The following is a 19,492-nucleotide window of genomic DNA, read 5'->3' on the forward strand; positions in this document are numbered from 1 at the left end:
AACGCAAAACGGCGGCCAAGAAAATCGTTCTTGGCCGCCGTTTCTTTTGGGCTTCGCGGCGGTGCGTTTTAGCCTAAGAAGCAGCCGCGCCAATTGCCGCCTGTCTTCTTGGGCGCGGGTATAACTTCATTCACCGTTTTGTTGAACGGGGACGGACAAACCTCCCCGTCAGGAAGCGTATTTCTTCCGGAATTCGCCCGGCGTCATGCCGGCATGCCGTTTGAACATGCGGATAAACGAATTGACGTTGTGGTAGCCGACCCGGGCGGCGACGTCCTGGATGCGCAAATCGAGGTTTTGCAGCATGTCCTTGGCCGCGCGGATGCGCAGATCGTTCAAATAATCGCTGAAATTGAGCCCGGTTTTTTCCTTGAAATAGGTGGACAGGTACCCCGAGGTGATATTCAGCTTATCGGCCATCATATCCAGGTTGATGTCCTCGTCCAGATGCTCATTGATATAGGTCATGACGAAGGACGTGATCGGGTCGTGGTTTTCCGTTTTGCGCCGGATCAGTTCCAGCGCCGGGCCGAGCAGGCTGCCGAACCAGGCTTCATATTGCCCCGGGCTGTAGAAATGCCGCGTCGATTCCAGCATTGGCACAGCCGCCGCCTCAAATTCCGCATGCAGGTTCTGGCTGCGCAGCAGCTTGTCGAGCTCGCCGGCCACGTCTTTGGCGAACCGCCGGTATTCGATGGCCGCCGCCTGCTTTTTTTCCAGCACGCTCAAGCTTTTCGCGATCCACTCCCGCATACTGTCGTCGCTTCCGCTGAGCACCCGGTTGTGGAACTCCTGCTCCCATGTCGCTTTGAAGCAGCGGGCGTCTTTGCCGGGCCCGGCGCCGTCCGGGCGGATCCACTGGGTTTCATCCCGAAGCTTCCGCTGTTTCAGCATGCCGTTCACGCAGGCCAGCGCCGCCGTGAAAGAGGCCCCTGCCGGCTGTACCGGGCTTTCCGCCATCGTGACGAGGTAGGAGCTTCGGTCCCGGTCGAACACCTGCTGCAGATGCCGAAGCTGCGCCGACGTTTCCGCGTTTTCATCGGGAAGGAAAACGATGGACAAGATCTGGCAGGGTTCGGTTTGGAGCGTGACGGAGTCCGGATACACCTGCCGCCAAATCTGGTCGACGTATTCCCGCATGTAATAGGCCCCTTTTTCCTGCACCAAAGGATATTCGGCGCTGGCCTCCTTGAAAATGATCTGGTACGCGACCATGACGTACGGCATGCTGACATCCGCCAGCTCCTTCAGCTCGCTCAGGTTCATATGGATGTTTTTCAGGCGGTTGGTATAGGCGTAATGGCGGAGCAGCGAGTTTTTTCGGGCCAAATCGCTGGAGATCCGCTGATGGGTGGAGCGCAAATGCTGTACTCTCCGGCTGATCAGCTCGATTTCCTTGACCGGTCCCTGCACCGGTTCGGGCTCGTCGGCGCGCAGCGTATCGGCCATGATGCGGATCGGGCGATGCACCCTGCGGCTGAACGCATACGTCAACACGATCAGCAGGCCGACGATGCCGAGGAGCGAAAGCAGCACGAGATTCAAATTCAGAAGCTGGGAGGAGATGCTTTGGACGGGCACGCGGCTGACATACATGAACCCCGTGTCGGTTCCTTTCCGGTAAAAATAATACGCGTCTTTCGTCTGCACGAACGAATGCCGTTCGTCAAACGTATGAAGGGCAGGCAGCAGACCCGCGTCGGATCCGGATTCAGGCGCATACAGCGGGCGCCCATCCGAATCCAAAATATAAAAGCTGCCGCTCATGGCGGATTGCAGGTTCCGGGCGAGCCGTTCCGCATCCAGCATGGCCACCAGATACATATCCTTGTACGGCATCATTTTGATGACGACGGGCATCAGCATGCCCTTGGAGCGAACCGATCCGGCCGTGTTTTCCGTAAACGCCGCCGCGGGAAATACCCGGAACGCGTAACGCTTTCCGAACTGCTCATCCCAAAAAGCCGGCGGGTACGACGGGCTTGCATAATACGTGCCGAACATCGCCTTTGCGCTGCTCGTCCCGTCCTTTTCGACGACATAGGCGTCCTTTTGAAAATAGATGATCAAATTGTCCATCCCCAAAAAAGGGTTTCCATACAGCCGCTTCATTTCCCCGATCACGTCGTTGACGTAGCCGTATGCCTGATTGCGCTTGACCTGGCGCAGCTGGTTTACGTACGTCATCCATTCCGGGTTTTGGCTCAAGCCCAGCACCATCTCCCGGGTCAGCCGGAATTGGTTTTCGTAGCCCGAGGCCGCATGGTTCATGGCCAGCTCGTTATATTTCACGATCTCCCGGTGGATTTGCCCTTTCAAATAAAAAAAGGAAACAAGATTGAAGGCGGTGAGCAGCAAAATGACCGCGAGGAAACCGGACAGCAGCTTGGTGAACAAGGTGGAAAAGCCAAACCTTCTCTTCATCAGCACAAACGACATCAGGTCGACACCTCCATGCAAGTATAGGCCCGCCTCCCGAAGGGTGAACGAAAATATCGGCCTACAGTGACTTTATCATAAGGTTTATTTTCGCGTTCACACAATATTCACCTTTTCAGGATTCTCTACAACCTTTCCACTCACCCGAAAAAAAGGGGATGGGGCCGCAAACTTGCCGATTTATTTTCCGCAGGGGCATCCGTTATGCTGTCGGTACAGGAAAGGCAAAAAAGAAAAACGAATTGGCGAAAAGGGGGTGCGGAAGGGACATGAAAACGGCGGAAACGAATTTGCCGAAAGCCGGTACAGTATTAAAAGGACGCTCCCGCGCCCGCCCGGAAAGGGGGCGAATCGCGCGGGCATTCCGGCGGAGCAAATATTTATGGCTGCTGTTTTTGCCCTGCCTGATCTATTATGCGGTGTTCAAATACGCGCCGATGTTCGGACTGGTCATCACGTTCAAAAACTACAACGTCTTTAAAGGCATCTGGGCGAGCGATTGGGTTGGCTTAAAGTATTACCGGATGTTTTTCAGCAACCCGGACTTTTGGGTGTTGATGAAAAACACGTTTTTGCTGGGGCTTTACAAGCTGATCTTCGGGTTTCCGGCGCCGATCATTCTCGCGCTGCTGATGAACGAGGTCCGAAACGCCATCTTCAAACGATGGGTGCAGACGTTCAGCTATTTGCCGCATTTTATTTCCAACGTCATCGTGGCCAGCATGGTCATCATGTTCCTGTCGCCGACGGGAGGCATCGTCAATCATGCCATTACCGCGCTGGGCGGGACGCCGATCAATTTCATGATGGAGCCGGGGCTGTTCCGGCCGATTTACGTCCTGTCGGAGATTTGGCAGCATATCGGCTGGGAGACGATCATTTTCCTGGCGGCGCTGACGGCGGTGGACCCGCAGCTGTACGAGGCGGCCGGCATCGACGGCGCGGGCAGGTGGAGAAAGCTGTGGCATGTAACCCTGCCGGGGATCGCGCCGACCATCATGATCATTTTGATCCTGGATATCGGCAAGGTGCTGGAAATCGGGTTCGAAAAAGTGTTCCTGATGTACAATCCCGCCGTCTACAGCACGGCCGACATTATCAGCACCTATGTGTACCGGGTCGGCATGGAGCAGGGCAATTTCAGCTACGCCTCGGCGATTGACCTGTTTATGGGCGTCATCAGCTTTATTTTTATCTTTTCGGCCAATTACATCAGCCGGCGGTTGGGAGGAACGAGCCTATGGTAACTTTGGGGCGCGGCCGGCGCCGCATCAGCGTCTTCACGGTCGTCAATACGCTTATCATGCTGCTGGTTGCCGCCGTGATGCTGTATCCTTTCGTGTATATGCTCGCGGTATCGCTGAGCGAAGACGTATACGTGATGAAAGGCGAAGTCACGCTCTGGCCGAAAGGCTGGAATTTTCGGATGTATGAGCTTGTCCTTGGCGATCCGAAAATTTGGACGTCGTACCGGAATACGATTCTCTATACGGTGCTCGGCACGGCGATAGCCATGCTGGTGACTTCGATGGGGGCGTACGCCCTGTCGCGCAAGGACATGACGTTCCATAAAGGTTTTACGGTTTTAATCGTGTTTACGATGTTTTTCGGCGGCGGCATGATTCCGACGTTTCTGGTCGTGCGTTCGCTGGGGCTGGTGGATACCATCTGGGGCATGGTGTTGCCCGGCGCGGTCAGCACCTGGAATTTGATCCTGATGCGGACGTTTTTCAGCGGCATTCCGAAAGAGCTGGAGGAATCGGGGCGGATGGACGGCCTGAACGATATCGGGATTTTTTTCCGGATCATCGTGCCGTTGTCCAAACCGGTGTTTGCCACCATCTCGCTGTTTTACGCCGTCGGCATCTGGAATAACTTTCTGTATCCGCTCCTCTATTTGCGGAGTCAGGAGCTGTTCCCGCTGCAGGTGCTGCTGCGCAATCTCGTCCTTGCCGGCAGCGTCAGCTCCGGGCAGGTCACGCAGATCGGCGGGGATAACCTGGTGGTCGAGGATTCGCTCAAATACGCCACGATCATGGTCTCGACGCTGCCGATTTTGATCCTGTATCCTTTCGTGCAAAAATATTTCGTAAAGGGTTCCATGATCGGCGCGGTCAAAGGCTGACATCCATGGCTTTTGCTTTCGGAACGAAAAAAGAATTCAAGGGGGATGTACATGGGCAAAAAACGGTCGTATGCGATTTTGGCGGCGCTGCTCGTATTGATGCTTGCGGCGGCCGGCTGCACTTCGGGCACGGGAAAGGAAACTCCGGCCGCGGAGCCTAAAGGCGGGAACGCTCCTGCGGCGACGCCGAAAAACGAGGTCACGCTCACGGCGCTTCTGGATAACAACGCGACGTTTCCGTACAGCAAGGATTGGCCGATTTGGAAATGGATCAAAGACCAAACGGGCGTGACGTTAAACGTCGAAACGCCGTCCGGCAAGCTGAGCGATACGCTCAACCTGGTCATGGCCTCGGGCAACCTGCCGGACCTGATGTATATGTCGAGCCGCCGCGACTCCAACAAATACGGCGATCAGGGGGCTTTGGAAAACATTTTGGACCATGTCGACCAAATGCCGAACCTGAAAAAATGGATGGAGCAATATCCGGAAGAAGCGAAAGCGGCGCTGTCCGCCGACGGCAAAATGTATATGTTCCCGAACCAGGGCTTCGGGGAAACGAACCGGATGATCTGGCTCTACCGCGAGGATGTTTTCAAAAAGCATAACCTTGCCGTTCCCAAAACGTACGAAGAGCTGCATCAAGTCCTCAAAAAACTGAAGGAGCTTTATCCGGAAAGCTATCCGCTTTCCATGCGCTTCGGCCAAATCCCGGATGAAATGATGGCGAATTTGACGACCAACTTCGGCAGCGGCACGGACGTCTATTACAACTTTGACGAGAAAAAATGGAAGTTCGGCCCGACGGAGGACAACTACAAGGCGATGGTTGGCATGTGGCACACCTTCTACAAGGAGGGACTGATTCCGCCGGATTTCCTCTCGATCCAGACGAAGCAGTGGCAGGACGTCATGTCCACCGGCCAGTCGTTCATTACGATCGACTATATCAGCCGCGTCGACTTTTTCAACAACGCCATGCGCAAGGACAATCCGGAATACAGCCTGCAATTTATGGCGCCGCCGGCCGGGCTGCCGGGCATGAAACCGCAGAATCCTTATTTCCACTACCTGGAGGGCGGTTTGACGGTTGCGTCGACCTCCAAGCATAAAGACGACATCATGAAATACATGGACTTTTTCTACAGCGAAGAAGGACGGACGTTAAGCAGCTGGGGCAAGGAAGGCGAAACGTATACAGAGGAAAACGGACAGAAAAAATTCAAACCTGAGTTCACCGACGTGACGGAAATGCGGAAGCAGACCGGACTGCAAACGAGCGGCACGTACACCTGGATCGATTTTAACGCGCATCTGTCGCTGTTTTCGCCGGATTTGAAAAAGGCTTACGAGGAAGCCGTCAAATACGATCCGCCTGCGATGCAGCCGAAACCGGCGTTTACGGACGAGGAAAACGAGGTGCTTTCGGTGACGGGGCAGGCCGTGAAAAAATACAGGGAAGAAAACTTCTCGAAATTCGTCCTCGGCACAAGAAGCTTAAACGAATGGGACCAATACGTAAAAGAAATCAACGGGCTCGGCGTGCAAAAGCTGATCGACACGTACGATGCGGCGCTGAAAAGAGTAGAGGAGACGAAGCTGGAAAATAAATAGGAAGGCGCGAATTCGCGCCGATTCCATGCAACACCTGGCCGAAAGCCGGGTGTCTTTTTTTATGAAAAACTTTTTTTGAATATTTTTGCGGGTGTGTCGATTTCGCCGATATGTCATTCGTCGTAGTGATGAAACGCTTATCTGATGTCGAAGGATGCAAAAAGCCAGGCGAATTTTTACATCGAATCTCTCGGCGGGGAAATTCAGTTTATGAACACATACGGGGATGCGTCCGGAGCCCCTGAGGCGATGAAGGATAAAGTAATGCACTTGGCGTTGACCGTGGCGGGAACGAATTCGCTCATGCTGTCCGATGCGTTTGAACCGGTTATGTATAACCGCAGCGTCAGTCTTTCTTTAACCTATAACGATGAGACCGAAGCCAGAGCTGCCTATGCCAAGCTGGGCGAAGGCGGGGAAAGCAAGTATCCTTTTGCCCTTCAGCCTTGGGGTGCTTATTATGGAGAGGTCATTGACCGGTTCGGCGTGACGTGGATGATTACGAAGATATAGTTCAGGGAATCCAACCGGCGAATTTCATAGTGAAGCACAATTCGGGAAGGCGGCCGTCATGATGATCGGCTGTCTTTTTGTTGCAGCGGAATCGGGAGCTATGGACGAACGACCGCTGGTTATGTCCGCATACGGTCTGTTCCCTCAAGTCCGCTGCACGCCAAAAAACCCGGCCGATTCTTTTGATGAATCGGCCGGGTTTTCGTACGTTGATGATGCTGCTTATTTAGGCTGCACCGCATCTTTGTCCGACGTCACGATCACGACCTCGGCGCTTGTGATGCCCGGCAGCGATTTGGTCATGACCGGCGAATGGAACGCGACGATTTTCGTTCCGGCGCGGAGCGCCGTGTCGCCGCCCAGTGCAGGGATGATCGTTGTTTCCTTCGAAATGTTCAGGATGACGTCGTTTGCCGTGGAATCGTCGGAACCGACGTTCACGTACACTTGATCTTTGGATGTGCGGTCGGACGGCATGACCGTGCCTTCAATTTTGACGGACTCCGCTTTTTTCACCACGATTTTGTCCGCATGGGTGTGGGCGGGATACATCAGCGTCATGACGGCGCCGTAGGTCGCTTCCACATGGCCGCTCGTTTTGAGCGCATCCTTGGTCAGTTTGTTGCCGTCTTCATCGACGATTTGCGTTTTGTCGTCGATGGACAACACGACATAGTTGACGCCGCCTTTTTCCAGCGGTTGGCCGATGACCGTGATTTGGCCGTCTTTTTGGTCGGTAATGACGCCTGCGGTTCCTGCCGTCAGCTCGTTAACCTCCCCGGGATTGACGTCTTCCATGTTCGTGTTCACGATCACGTAATTCGTTCCGGATTGCGGCGGAAGGCTCATCGCGACGGCCGGACCGTAAAATGCCCTCACGCTCATGCCTTCTTTGATGTCTCCGGCGGCAATCGTTTTGCGGTTTTGATCGATGATCGTCGCTTTATCCGCGAAATGCAGCCAAATTTCCTCGTCGTGTTTGTCGTAAACATCGGTGCCTTTTACCAAAATGCGGCCGTCTCTAACCTCGGTTACCTTACCGTCGATAGCCGAGAAGCTTTGGTCCTGAACGACCAGCGTCAGCGCGGTTCCGCGGGCTGGAATGCTTTTTGTGATGTTCGGGCTGTAGAAAGCTTTGACGGTTTTGTGCCCGTCGATGATTTTTTGCAGAGGAACGGTTTTTCCTTTGGCGTCGATGAATTTCGTTTTGGGCGTAATGGCCAGGACGATTTCGTCCTGATCGGTCGGCGCAAGTCCGCGTCCGGTCACAGTAATGAATTTATCCGATTTGTCGTGCACGAAATTCGTAATTTGTCCCCAAGTTGCCGGAACGTTTTTGACGTCGGTTTGCTTGTTGGCGTTTCCTTTTTGTACCGCTTGGGCTGGGAGCTGCTGCGCATTTGCCGCCACGGGCATGGCTGCCAGAGCCAAAATGGATGCGGTCGCGAGCACTTTGTACATTTTATTCATCTGTCATTCCTCCTATAGGCGTGAGCTTGTACGAACGTTTGGGTTACCAGTCGGCTGCTCATTTCCGAAATACTTTTGCCAAACCCTTCATTTGGAAAATGATGCATGCCTTTCACCGTTCCAGACGGGACGTTAACGCAAAATGTTGCACAAACGGTTGTTTTCAAAAAAAAACGGCACCTGGCCCTTTTTAGTTCAAGATGGCTTGCGTGGTGAATTACGGTTGGTTTCCTTCCTGTTAGAAGAAATAAAATGAATTTGCATATATTTTTGTTTGCGCAATTGCGCAATGTAGAATGGCGAAAATTAAGTCGCTAAGAATCATATATTTCATTACATATTGTAATTTTTTGTAACATTTATATAATTCTGGTTAAAAATAGATTCAAAGAACTACGCAGAAGGCGCTAAACCAGGTGCTTGAACAAAGGCAAACCCGTACAAGCGCATCGATAGTGTCGGTGACCCGGTGCAGAGGAAAACGGGAGTGGTAACGGCAATAATGGAAACGGTAATGGTAACGGCAATAACGGAAACGGAAATGGCAAGGGCAACTGCCATGTAGTACCGCCGGGCTTCATTCCGCCGGGACTAGCCAAAAAATGCGGCCAATACGACGAAGAATACCCGGATATGCATCCAGGCGGCCCACGAGACGGCTGGGAGAAGCAGTACAAGAAAAGGCACTGGGAGCTGAACTTTACCAATGACGTCAGCTTGGAGCTTCCGGAGCCGCTGCAGGCCGCTGAAACGGACGACAGCAAGTGGAAACAATCTTACGTATACGGAGCAGGCGGAGAACGGTTGAGCATGACTTACCTGCCTGCCTATGACCCGAACAACGGCTGGGAGCCGGTTCCGGGTGACGGCGGAGGTCAAAATATTCAGGAACTTTTAGAAAGAAAACTCATTGAACAACTTACAATAATACTTGTCCGGTATGCCTATGATGAAAAGGCAACTGATAATATCTTTGTAGGTGATTTCCGAGTAGAGAACATTTATGATGGGCTGTATCATGCATCTTGTTTTGGTAACTCAGGGAATATTGTGGTGATAAGGGTAAGGGAATCTTGACATTCATTGGGGGGCTGCCCAGTGCCGAATGAACCCATCATTCACCCAATAACACATATAACCCATGTGATACCCGTATAAAGATTTCGTCATTTCGGTTGTACGTACGAAAAGCTTGAATTTTTATATCCTAAATAACCCTATTCCGTTATATTAAACAGGTTGATTATGGTCAGTTACCACCATGATTGACCTGTTTTTTTAGATAATGCCGCCGCTTTTACCAACCGGAAATTGGACGGTTTATTAGCGAGGATACGTATGAAGGACAGATTCATGAGCCTTTAAGTTTGAACCGATATACGTATGTATACTAATAACCCATTGATTTATATCGACCCAAGTGGGCATATTCCAACTGTGATGGAAGCGGCAAAAATATCTGACATGCATAAGTTCATAATGGGTGAATCCCTTCCCTTATGAGGAAGCAAGCCAAATAAAGGTTGATTTTGAATGGGATTTTTTATTACTTGAAGATGAAAGTTTGAACGCTGACTTTAATGATTATTGTACTGTCATTGTTGGAACGACGAGACGTAAAGGCAGAAACCAGGCTTCATACTCGCGCCGCTGCTTTTAACTTATCCTGCTCGATGGCCGATAAAGCGATCTTTTGTATAGTAGCGTCATCCATAGGCGGATTATGCAAGCCGGCTCTTACGTCCCGATAGTATCGCTGCAATGGATTGTTGCGGTGGATGCTTTTGATTCCCAGGATTCTCATCGCTTTGTCCACAACGGCAATCGCCGAATTGGTGACTGCATGTTTGGCCGCGCCGAGCTCGTTCGTGAGGAACGGTCTTCGCGATAAATCATCGTAGGCTTCGGCAGCGCTATATAAAAAATGCCTTACTTTCATCAGCTCAAGATCCATTTCGCCTATAAGCTGTTGAATGTTGGACAGCTGACTGATCGGCCCGCTTATGCTATTAGGCGAATATTGATTGGCAAACCCGACCGCATAATCTCTCGCAGCCTGAGCGACGCCCAGATAACAAGCCGGAATGTGGAGCAGCCAACCGTTCACTTCTTTTCCTTTGCCAAGAATATCAGGCTCCACAAGCAGATCCTCATGAACGGTGACTTGCTCAAGGACAAGATCATGGCTGCCAGTTCCCCGCAACGAAATGGTATCCCAAGTTTCATCGATGCTAAGTCCCTCTAAATCCTTATGTACCAGGAAGTACCCGATCGTCTCTGTTTCCTCTATCCATGCCGAAACCAGAAAATAAGTTAACATAGGAGCAAGCGATGTAAACACCTTACGTCCCGAGATCACCCAATGGCTTCCTTTTTTTATGGCCTTGGTCTCGGGACGGCCTCCTCTCGTCGGGCTTCCTGTCCGGGCTTCAGAGGCAGCTCGATTGATTAAGGCCCCCTTGGCAATTTCTTCAGCTATAAAATTCAGGTGGCGATCCGACCATAATTTTTTCTCGAACAACTCCCCGATCACGGACAAGTGCCAGCCAATGGCTAGGGCGGTAGAGGCATCGAAGCTCGCGACCGTTTCCTGAAGCAGCACCATATCATATACGTTTAGTCCTCCCCCGCCATAGGCCTTTGGAAGCGTCGACCGGGTGTAGCCCAGTTCAATTAAATCGGCTATATTTTCTGTAGGGAAGAGCCCTTCCTCATCGATCCGCGCGCCTCTATTTTTGAAATCAGCCTCCTTTTCGTAAAGCTTGTTCAGCCATTCCTGTTGAATATCGCGCCGTATAAATAAATTCATCCGGATTCCCCCTCCATGCGATAAAAGTAACCTCTTGCCTAACTTTTCAAGATATCATATAATTCCGATTGGATTTATTTAATATCATGGTATTTCCAATGCCTGTTATTTGTCAAGAAAAGAAATTTCCCCCGGTCAATTTTAAATCATACTTTACTGATTGGTTTACTTGTGTTAATATTTGGTTCATCCAAAAAGGGTTCACGATCAGATCAAAGGAGGTTTGTGTTATGAGAAAAAAATGGTTATCCATGGTTATCACTAGTTTGGCGCTGGTCACTTTCCTGGCCGGATGCGGTTCAAGCACAACGGCTTCCACAGAGGCGTCGAAGGATTCATCGGATGGTAAGGATTCCAAACCCAGAGTTGTCAAAATAGCGTATGATCAAGCTTCCAAGCCTATAAGTTATACGGACGACAAGGGCAATCCAACGGGATATGATGTGGAAGCTATGAAGTTAGTAAGCCAATTACTCCCTCAATACAAATTCGAATTCGTTGGAACATCCAGCGACGACTTATTGTTAGGCGTTGAGCAAGGCAAGTATCAAGTGGGAATTAAAAATGCTTTTTGGACAGAGGAGCGAACCAAAAAATTTATTTTCCCCAAAGAATTCCTGGGCTTAAGCAGCACCGGACTTGTGTTGAAGAAAAAGAATGAAAACATCAAAAACCTGTCGGATTTTGCTTCAGCCGGGCTTACCTTAGCGCCAATTGCCGCCAATAACGCGCAATATACCATTATTGACGAATACAACAAGGCGAATCCTAATAACAAAGTAAAATTGCAAGCCGGCGATTCGTTCACCGTGGATGTAGTTCAATGGGTAAATGAAGGACGCGTGGACGGGGGAGTCATGATTGAAGGTCCTTTTCATAAGCAAGTCACTGAGCCGGACGGCCCCTATTATAAACTCAAGGATCAGATCGTCTACAACGAGTTCGCCGTAATCAAAACCTGGCCGTTGTTCAATAAGAAGGAACAGGAATTCGCAGATGCTTACGATGAGGCTGTTCAAAAGCTGAAAAATGACAAGAAGCTCAATGAATTGAGCGTCAAATTTTATGGACGGGATTTATTCGAGGTATTAAATTCTGTTAAAAGGTAACAGTCTATTGCCTAACCGGTTTTCCAAAGTCAAATAAAAGCTTGTCACTCGAGTGGCAAGTTTTTTCGATTAACGCTTTTACCTATTCCTAAGCCAGAATGAAGGTGAACCATGAACCAGTATTTCGATGCAAAATATATCTTTGACTCCATTCCCGTGTTAATTCCTTTTTTAAAAGTAACCTTCATGGTTACCGGTTTCTCTGTGCTGTTCGGCACCCTATTTGGGTTCCTTCTAGCGGCGGCAAAAATAGGGAAGAACCGCTGGGCTAATAAAATGGCTCATGGGTACACCACTATGATCAGATGTACGCCGTCCATTGTGCTTCTATTTCTGACGTATTACGGAATACCATACCTATTCAATCAGTTTGGCATCGACTTGAACAGCATTGATAAATCTGTATTTGTGGTTATTACGTTCTCGCTTCAATTCGCGGCAGCGATGTCCGAGGTCATCAGAACCGCCTACGAATCTGTAGATAAAGGGCAGTATGAAGCGGCCGTAAGTGTAGGATTGAGCAGCGCGCAGGCTTATAGGAGAATCGTTTTTCCCCAGGCTTTTGTAGTGGCGCTGCCCAATTTCGGCAACAGCTTGCTAGCGCTGATTAAGGAAGGCGCCTTGGCGTATACGATCGGTTTGATCGATGTCATCGGGAAGGCAAGTTTAATTATTTCCAGCAATTATAACGCTCACGCATTAGAAATTTATCTGGCCTTGTCCCTGATTTACTGGGTGGTTTCCATTGCTATTGAGCAGCTCTTCTCGAAGCTGGAGCGAATATTCGGCAAAGGAAAACAAGCTCTAAAAACCGTATGAGGAGGTGGGAAACATGTCGGGGGGGCTCGATTGGGGATTTTTGGTGAAAACCTTTTTTATAGCATTGTCCGGTGCTCCTACTGCTTTGGCCATTACGGTGGTTGCGCTGCTGATTGCGGCTCCGCTAGGCTTTCTGGGAGCGTTAACGAGAATAAACAAAATCCCGGTTTTACACCGGCTCGCTCAGATCTATGTCTCTTTTGTAAGAGGAACACCTATCATCGTGCAAATTTTTATTATCTACAGCAGCGTGCCCATATTGCTAACTTCTCTATTTGCGAAATTTCATATTCAAGCTGACGTTTACAAGGTGAATCCGATCTGGTACGCATTCATCGTATTTTCCTTGTACACGACAGCGACGCTGATCGAGGTATTCCGTTCGGCCATCAACACGGTCAACAAAGGGCAGCTGGAGGCCGCTTTGTCTGTCGGATTAACTACCGTCCAGGCTTTTAGAAGGATTATCATTCCGCAAGCGTTAGTCGTGGCATTACCCAATATTTGTACGGCAACAACCAACTTAATTAAAGCTACCTCTTTGGGCTATGCGATGTCCTTGCAAGAAATCACTTTAAAAGCCAAAGTGGCGGCCAACGTCGGCTACAATTACGTAGAGGCTTATATCGATATTTTTCTTATCTATTTGATCATTTGCAGCCTGGTGGAATACGGATTCAAGCGGTATGAGAAATATTTGAGAACCTACAAGACGGTCAATGCCTAAGAATGAGCAAAGGGGGCCATACGCGTGTTAGAGATTCGGGATGTCTATAAATCATTTGGCAAGCAGGAGATTTTAAAGGGAGTCAGCTTAAAAATAGATAAGGGTGACGTGGTCGTCATCCTTGGCCCCAGCGGTTCGGGTAAAACCACCTTACTCCGATGCATTAATTTTTTGGAAAGATCCGACCAAGGGCATGCGGTGTTTGGCAATGTCGAAGTAAACCTTCGAACAGCAACAAAAAAACAAGTTCACGCTATTCGGCAAAAGATCGCTTTTGTATTCCAAAATTATAATTTGTTCAACAATAAAACAGCGTTAGAAAATGTGACCGAAGGGCTTATCATCGGAAGAAAGGTACCTAAACAGGAAGCGGAGAAAATCGGCAGAACCATGCTGGATAAAGTGGGGCTTTCGGACAAATACCACGCGTATCCCAGCCAATTATCAGGAGGACAGCAGCAAAGGGTTGGCATTGCGAGGGCTCTTGCATTAAATCCTGACATCATTTTATTTGATGAGCCTACTTCTGCGCTTGATCCGGAATTAGTCGGGGAAGTGTTGACCGTCATGAGAAACATTGCGAAGGAAGGGACAACCATGCTGGTGGTTACTCACGAAATGTCCTTTGCCAGGGATGTGGCTAACACGGTTATTTTTATGGATGGCGGAAGCATCGTGGAGCAAGGTACGCCGAAGGACATATTTACAAACCCGAAAGAAGAGCGCACCCAACAGTTCTTGAGGAGAGTTTTGCCGGCGGATTACTCTTATGACATTTAGGTGAGTTACGGATTCGGATAGGTTGGCAGCTTCCATTGATCAGGAAAAAGTACCCTGTGACTCGTCTGTAACGGTTCTTAATGGTTTGCCGCTGGGTTGGATTGCATGGAGGGAAGCTGAATCAAGCTCTTGGATAAGACAACAAAAGAGTGAGCCTAACTCGTTTATTGGTGTATATTTTAAGATCATCCAATTCTTTTGCGGCTTCTTCTTTGCTTATTTGTTTAGCTGTATCGTTTTTCAGAGTTTTTATTAAAGCTATTAATTTTTGTTGTCCATAAGAACGTCATTAAAAAGCTTCTCGGCATCCTTGTAACGTTCTTCTTTTAATGCAGCTTTACCCTCGCTCATAGCCTTATCAAATGGTGAACCGCATGCACTTAAAAACAAACATAATGCTGCCAAAGCTACGTATAACTTCCTCCATGGGTTACTGTTCCTTTCGTGATCAATATGTACAGAACTATTTTAGTGAGTATTTTCCGATATGGCTACAGAAATCAACACGACAAATGACTATTAGAGAAGGGGGGATCACCGTTATTAATAAAAAAATTTCAAAAGAAAAAAAGGACGCCGCCAGCGCCCTTTTTTCATCCATACAAACTTCTCATTCACTCTCCACCAGGATACGTCTCCCGCAAAAACTTCACCGACTGGCGAATCAGCTCCTTCAGAATCTCTACGTCGATGTCCGCCACCTTGTTGATGTAGACGCAGCCTTTGCCTGACGTATGTTTTCCAAAATCCTTGAGCAGCGCCTCGCGCTGGTCGTCTCCCGGGGCGAAATACAGGCTGATTTTCGCTTTGCGCGGGGAAAACGAGACGAGCGGCGCATCGCCCTCATGGCCCGAAGCGTATTTGTAATGGTACGAACCAAAGCCGATGATGCTGGGTCCCCACATTTTGGCCGGATCACCCGTCGTTTCCGTAAAAATATCCAGCAGCTTATACGCATCTTCGCGTTTGCCGGGGTGGTCGATTTGCTCGATGAATTCGATGACGCTGTTTTCGGTTTCCTTCGTTTTCAGCTCATACATGAACCGGCACTCCTTTGCGGGGCATTCGCTTGTTTGCCAATCATCATACCTTATTTCGGACGGGATTTCACGTCGTCGCTGTTCCGGGGTTATCCGTTATTTTACGAAGTAAATTCCATCTTTGTAGACCAGCTTATAGATCATGCCCTCATCCGTCAGGAAGCCGTCGCGAATGCGGTCGTTCACCAATCGGACGTTGCCGCCTTTGGCATCGACCTTGTACAATCCGGGTTCATACCCGTTCGATACATAATACAGGCCTGTTTTGCCCGCGTAAAATGATGTGACCGTTTTATCGCTTCGTTTGAATTCTTTTCCCGCCGACGGGTCGTATTGATACAAGTTCCCCGGGATGGTATCCTTGCCTGCCTCATTTGAGGTGTAATAAAAGCTTCCGTTAGCAAATTGAACGTTCAGCATTTTTCTAGTCACAACGGTTTCGGGGGTTGCTCCGTTCAGGTTGGTTTTGCTCAGGTAACCCGATTCGGCGTCGATATAATAAACTTCGCTGCCGATCATCCAAAAGCGGCTGGCCGGAGGCGTCAGTTTCGTTTGGGTCGAGTCTGTCGGGTTGATTTTGTACACCGCGCTTTGGTCGTTCGGATCGGCTTCTTTATAACCTAACGTATACAGGTAGCCGTCTTTCACGTACATGGTGTTGTTCGATGCATAACCTATTCCGCCATCCGGGCTAAGCATCCGGTTAACCCCGTAAGCAAACTCCGGCTGGCCGACCGGCTTTTGTTCCCCCGTTTTCAGGTTGACGCGAGCCAAATTGCCTGACATGTCGGTCATGAAATTAAAGTTGGCTTTGTACAGATAATCCCCGGACTTCACGTATCCGGCAAAACTTTTGGCACCGGCTACCGGTTTTAACGCGCCTTTTTCGACTTTGTACAAGTCCACCCGGCCCAAAGTGAGTTCCCCGTTATTCAATGTGACAAACAAATCGTTATCGATCGATTCGACGCTACCCAGAAAAAGCCCTTGATCCGGTCCCATCGGCTTCAGCGAACTAACTTTTTGCGATTTCTGGGTTTTTAAGTCCAGTGCATGCAGTTCGGCCTGGTTATTTGTGATGTATGTCGCATAATAAAGCTTGCCGTTAAGGACTTGAAGCGATGTTATCTGCGGTTTCCCGGGCAGCTGGATCTGAACCTCTTTTTGCCCGTCCGTTTTTTTGAAAATTTGCTCGATCGTATTGTTCTTGGTATATGTTCGTTTGATATAGTAAGTTGTATTTCCATACCGGGTTAACGGCGAGATGTCCGCCGACATTTCCAAGGGCTTCCGCGGATCGGATAGCTGCGTTTTGATGCGGTCTTTGAGGGCTGCAGACTGCGTATCCTGCAAATCGACGGTAGCGCTGCCCATCAGGAGAAGTCCGTCGGACCATTGAATGTTTTTCCCGAGCGCTTCGGCAATGCTTTTTAAAGGAAGCATGATCTGGCCGTCTATTTTTTGCGGCGCGGCGTCCATCTCGCGGGGTTCGTTGTTGATCTTCATCGTGGTGCTGTTCACTTTCAGCTTGATGGTCTTTTTTAACTCGTAGTTCACCAGCATGACGTCGTCGGGACTTTTCGGCTGCCAGATGGCCTGCCAAGTTCCTTGGCCCTTGTCCAGCTCACTGGCGAGCGTGCTCATTAAGCGGATCGGGACGTACACGCGTCCTTCGCGCTGAACGATACGGTAATCGCTGAAGTAGTCGGCCATTTGCCCGTTAATATAGGCTTTTCCTTGAAAGTTTTGCGGGATGATCACGATGTGGTCGAACGCCTTGCTTAAAGGCTCCGGGGCGGTGCTTTCAGCCGCGTAAGCGGAAACGCTGCCGAATGCGAGCCAGGCAGACAACAACAGGGCGATGCTTTTGGATTTGTTCATCACGTGTTCTCCTTTTACGATTTGGAATGAAAAAAACGGGAATATGAAAATTTATCATCGGCGATGACGCAACCATGTGGAGATTGTTCATGATTATAGACGTACGTAACAGAGGAGATGTTTCCGTATTGAATTTTGAATAAATATTTAAAAACTTTTAAAAGTCCATCCAAAATTAAACAAAACGGACTACATTCCAACTGAAGGACGGATAAAGAGGATGATTGCAGCGAAGGAAGGATATGTTGCGGCAGTCAGTGTTGTGAAATCGACCATAGCGGGACTATACTATGTTGGGTTTTGTATATATTTATGGGAATAATGTGTAACTTTATATTTAATTAGTTGTTTATATTATATAAACCAAAAAAAGGAGGAGTATTTAATGAAGGCCTCAAAAAAATTTAAAACTAAGTTTTTGGGCATCCTATCACTCACAATTTTAGGCACCATGTTGACTTCAGTATCATCGGTATCAGCAGGTTCGGGAGCGACCGCAGATGCTAGTATGAATCAAACAGGAGGGTACTTACAAGGCGGAGTTGTTGTTTTTGCTGGTTATGATTTCGTCCCAGGTCCAATTTGAGCATATTTTGAGCTATACATATTTTGAGCTATATAGAAATGGTACTTTTCTTGGATCGAAGCAGGATGAAAGTAACAATTACTACCTTGATAAAAGTGCCGCTGCTCTTATTTCGGATAAAACGCATAGTCAATCAGGCTTATATACAATGACATGGTCTGGGCGAATAGGAGGCTACTACTGGAATGGTAGTGATTGGACTGATGCTGGAGAAACAAGTTATTATTTAAACTAACTAACTCAATTTTTGAAGAGGTGTTAACTAATGATAAAGCTGAATAGAAAAGTTATACTCCTTACATTTGTCATTTTCATTTTGATAACTGGTACAAGTGTCTATGCAAGTGGTGTTCTTTCTTCTCTTTTTCCAACTATAGGCTCGGAACACCAAGATATTGCGAAATCAGTTCAAGACCGTTTAACTCAATCATGGAATAAAGGAAGGGAAATAATACTAGAAACTCAACGAAGTGAAGAAGGGAAGGCATCTGCCACAAGTAGTGAAATCAGTAAAGACCTAGATTTATCAAATTGGACGTTCATAGATGTCACCCAGCTTCAAGATGAGTTATCTTCTTTTTCTGCTCAAGAGCGGTCTTCTTTTTTAGACGCTTTTTATAGTGAGGAGAGAAAGAATAATCTTGATGTAGGCGATTATATGCCAGCCTTGCTTATAAATCCAGATAAGTCACATGCTTTGGTATATTGGGAAAAAGCAAATGGCTCATACGTTGTGATGGATTTGAAAACTAAAAGTAATGATTCTAATTCATGGTATGTAAATGAAGTTAAAATTAAGGCCCCTAAAAAATAGACAATTCTCGAACATCTGGTGGCCAATTTACACTAATGGAAAACAAAATTAATGATGTACTGACTATCTGTATTAACGAAGAAGGAGCTGCGACAAGCAGCTCCTTCGCAGCAGGGGAGATGTTACCGCCGTTTTTTCGACACAATAGCAAAGCCCTTCCGCACCCGGAAGGGCTTTAACGACAAATCAGCTGCGGACCGTCTTTAACGCCGCTGCCCAACGAACCACCTGGTCCAGCATGTCGTTGACATGGGATGCATGCAAATCGGCGGGCTTAAACACCGTATAGTTTTCGAAATCCGTGAACAAATTCAGCGCCGGATGCGTGCGAACGTCGGCCACCTGCAGCTCCGCGAGGATTCCGCGCAAATGTTCGGCGGCGCGCGTTCCGCCGGAGGAACCGTAGCTGACGATGCCGGCTGCCTTGTTGTACCATTCGGTGCGCGCGCAGTCCAGCGCGTTTTTTAGCGCGCCCGTGATGCTGTGGTTGTATTCCGCCGTCACGAAGATGAACGCGTCCAAAGCGGATATTTTGTTCGCCCAAGCGGCTATTTGTTGTTCGCCGGCAGGATCGCCCAAAAACGGCAGACGGTAATCCGCCAAATCGACGATTTCGTAAACGGCGTCGCCGCGCCGAGAGGCTATGTCCAAAATCCATGTCCCCACCTGGGGGCTGACTCTCCCCGGACGCGTGCTTCCAAGGATAATTCCAATGTTCAAAAGATCGTTGGCCATTGTTTGTTTCCTCCTTAATATAAATGAATGT

At 48.9% G+C, this 19,492-nt stretch carries 19 protein-coding genes and 1 pseudogene; 13 read left to right on the plus strand and 7 right to left on the minus strand.

Translation table 11 applies throughout. The features are described from left to right. Nucleotides 1–168: 168 nt before the first annotated feature. Entirely contained in the window at nt 169–2,460 is a 2,292-nt protein-coding gene (locus KI367_RS07045; RefSeq protein WP_212948633.1) for a helix-turn-helix domain-containing protein, read from the minus strand. A 248-nt stretch (nt 2,461–2,708) separates the two neighbouring features. Between KI367_RS07045 and KI367_RS07050 the strand changes: the two genes are divergently transcribed. The 4 genes from KI367_RS07050 to KI367_RS07065 all read left to right on the plus strand — a co-directional run bounded on the left by KI367_RS07050 (nt 2,709) and on the right by KI367_RS07065 (nt 6,691). Then, nucleotides 2,709–3,686, plus strand: a complete 978-nt coding sequence (locus KI367_RS07050) for an ABC transporter permease (RefSeq protein ID WP_212948634.1) — start codon at nt 2,709–2,711, stop codon at nt 3,684–3,686. Further along, nucleotides 3,680–4,564: a carbohydrate ABC transporter permease gene (locus tag KI367_RS07055; protein WP_212948636.1), complete on the plus strand. Its 885-nt coding sequence runs from the start codon at nt 3,680–3,682 to the stop codon at nt 4,562–4,564. The genes KI367_RS07050 and KI367_RS07055 overlap by 7 nt, the downstream gene beginning before the upstream one ends. Nucleotides 4,565–4,615: 51 nt before the next feature. Then, nucleotides 4,616–6,178, plus strand: a complete 1,563-nt coding sequence (locus KI367_RS07060; protein WP_212948638.1) for an extracellular solute-binding protein — start codon at nt 4,616–4,618, stop codon at nt 6,176–6,178. Between the two features lie 144 nt (nt 6,179–6,322). Next, entirely contained in the window at nt 6,323–6,691 is a 369-nt protein-coding gene (locus tag KI367_RS07065) for a VOC family protein (protein ID WP_212948640.1), read from the plus strand. 222 nt (nt 6,692–6,913) lie between these two features. Here KI367_RS07065 and KI367_RS07070 read toward each other — a convergent pair whose 3' ends face one another. After that, nucleotides 6,914–8,161, minus strand: a complete 1,248-nt coding sequence (locus tag KI367_RS07070) for a peptidase (RefSeq protein WP_212948641.1) — start codon at nt 8,159–8,161, stop codon at nt 6,914–6,916. Between the two features lie 633 nt (nt 8,162–8,794). On the opposite strand from KI367_RS07070, the gene KI367_RS07075 reads away from it, so the two are divergent. The 3 genes and pseudogenes from KI367_RS07075 to KI367_RS27555 all read left to right on the plus strand — a co-directional run bounded on the left by KI367_RS07075 (nt 8,795) and on the right by KI367_RS27555 (nt 9,821). Further along, nucleotides 8,795–9,238, plus strand: a complete 444-nt coding sequence (locus KI367_RS07075; protein ID WP_212948643.1) for a hypothetical protein — start codon at nt 8,795–8,797, stop codon at nt 9,236–9,238. A gap of 215 nt (nt 9,239–9,453) precedes the next feature. After that, nucleotides 9,454–9,589, plus strand: a pseudogene (locus tag KI367_RS27550) (RHS repeat-associated core domain-containing protein); the annotation flags it as partial. Nucleotides 9,590–9,644: 55 nt separating this feature from the next. Continuing rightward, nucleotides 9,645–9,821, plus strand: coding sequence for a YxiJ family protein (locus KI367_RS27555; RefSeq protein ID WP_373316213.1), 177 nt, complete (start codon nt 9,645–9,647; stop codon nt 9,819–9,821). Here KI367_RS27555 and KI367_RS07080 read toward each other — a convergent pair. Continuing rightward, nucleotides 9,798–10,970 carry an acyl-CoA dehydrogenase family protein gene (locus KI367_RS07080; protein ID WP_212948645.1) on the minus strand — a complete coding sequence of 391 codons (1,173 nt, stop codon included), beginning with the start codon at nt 10,968–10,970 and terminating at the stop codon, nt 9,798–9,800. The two genes, KI367_RS27555 and KI367_RS07080, sit on opposite strands and share 24 nt — an antisense overlap. A gap of 230 nt (nt 10,971–11,200) precedes the next feature. Here KI367_RS07080 and KI367_RS07085 point away from each other — a divergent pair, with 230 nt between their 5' ends. The 4 genes from KI367_RS07085 (at nt 11,201) to KI367_RS07100 (ending at nt 14,405) form a co-directional block, all read left to right on the plus strand. After that, a complete protein-coding gene (locus tag KI367_RS07085; protein WP_246536742.1) occupies nt 11,201–12,079 on the plus strand; it encodes a transporter substrate-binding domain-containing protein in 879 nt (292 codons plus the stop codon). Nucleotides 12,080–12,190: 111 nt separating this feature from the next. After that, nucleotides 12,191–12,898: an amino acid ABC transporter permease gene (locus tag KI367_RS07090; protein ID WP_212948646.1), complete on the plus strand. Its 708-nt coding sequence runs from the start codon at nt 12,191–12,193 to the stop codon at nt 12,896–12,898. Between the two features lie 13 nt (nt 12,899–12,911). Then, on the plus strand, nt 12,912–13,625 hold the full coding sequence (locus KI367_RS07095) for an amino acid ABC transporter permease (RefSeq protein WP_212948648.1): 714 nt from the start codon (nt 12,912–12,914) through the stop codon (nt 13,623–13,625). Nucleotides 13,626–13,649: 24 nt separating this feature from the next. Next, a complete protein-coding gene (locus KI367_RS07100; protein WP_212948649.1) occupies nt 13,650–14,405 on the plus strand; it encodes an amino acid ABC transporter ATP-binding protein in 756 nt (251 codons plus the stop codon). Between the two features lie 261 nt (nt 14,406–14,666). Here KI367_RS07100 and KI367_RS07105 read toward each other — a convergent pair whose 3' ends face one another. From KI367_RS07105 to KI367_RS07115, 3 genes are all read right to left on the minus strand, one after another. Beyond that, entirely contained in the window at nt 14,667–14,810 is a 144-nt protein-coding gene (locus tag KI367_RS07105) for a hypothetical protein (RefSeq protein WP_212948651.1), read from the minus strand. Nucleotides 14,811–15,019: 209 nt separating this feature from the next. Next, complete coding sequence (locus KI367_RS07110) at nt 15,020–15,445, minus strand: DUF1801 domain-containing protein (RefSeq protein WP_212948653.1); 426 nt, start codon at nt 15,443–15,445, stop codon at nt 15,020–15,022. Between the two features lie 96 nt (nt 15,446–15,541). Next, nucleotides 15,542–17,326, minus strand: a complete 1,785-nt coding sequence (locus KI367_RS07115) for a stalk domain-containing protein (RefSeq protein WP_212948654.1) — start codon at nt 17,324–17,326, stop codon at nt 15,542–15,544. Between the two features lie 385 nt (nt 17,327–17,711). Here KI367_RS07115 and KI367_RS07120 point away from each other — a divergent pair, with 385 nt between their 5' ends. Together KI367_RS07120 and KI367_RS07125 are read left to right on the plus strand one after the other, a co-directional pair. Then, on the plus strand, nt 17,712–17,912 hold the full coding sequence (locus tag KI367_RS07120) for a hypothetical protein (protein ID WP_212948656.1): 201 nt from the start codon (nt 17,712–17,714) through the stop codon (nt 17,910–17,912). A gap of 265 nt (nt 17,913–18,177) precedes the next feature. Beyond that, a complete protein-coding gene (locus tag KI367_RS07125) occupies nt 18,178–18,726 on the plus strand; it encodes a hypothetical protein (RefSeq protein ID WP_212948657.1) in 549 nt (182 codons plus the stop codon). Between the two features lie 186 nt (nt 18,727–18,912). On the opposite strand, the gene KI367_RS07130 is transcribed toward KI367_RS07125, so the two are convergent. Further along, on the minus strand, nt 18,913–19,461 hold the full coding sequence (locus KI367_RS07130) for an NADPH-dependent FMN reductase (RefSeq protein ID WP_036713433.1): 549 nt from the start codon (nt 19,459–19,461) through the stop codon (nt 18,913–18,915). Nucleotides 19,462–19,492 lie beyond the last annotated feature (31 nt).

It is taken from the genome of Paenibacillus cookii, assembly GCF_018333375.1.
GTDB classification, from domain to species: domain Bacteria; phylum Bacillota; class Bacilli; order Paenibacillales; family Paenibacillaceae; genus Paenibacillus_AQ; species Paenibacillus_AQ cookii.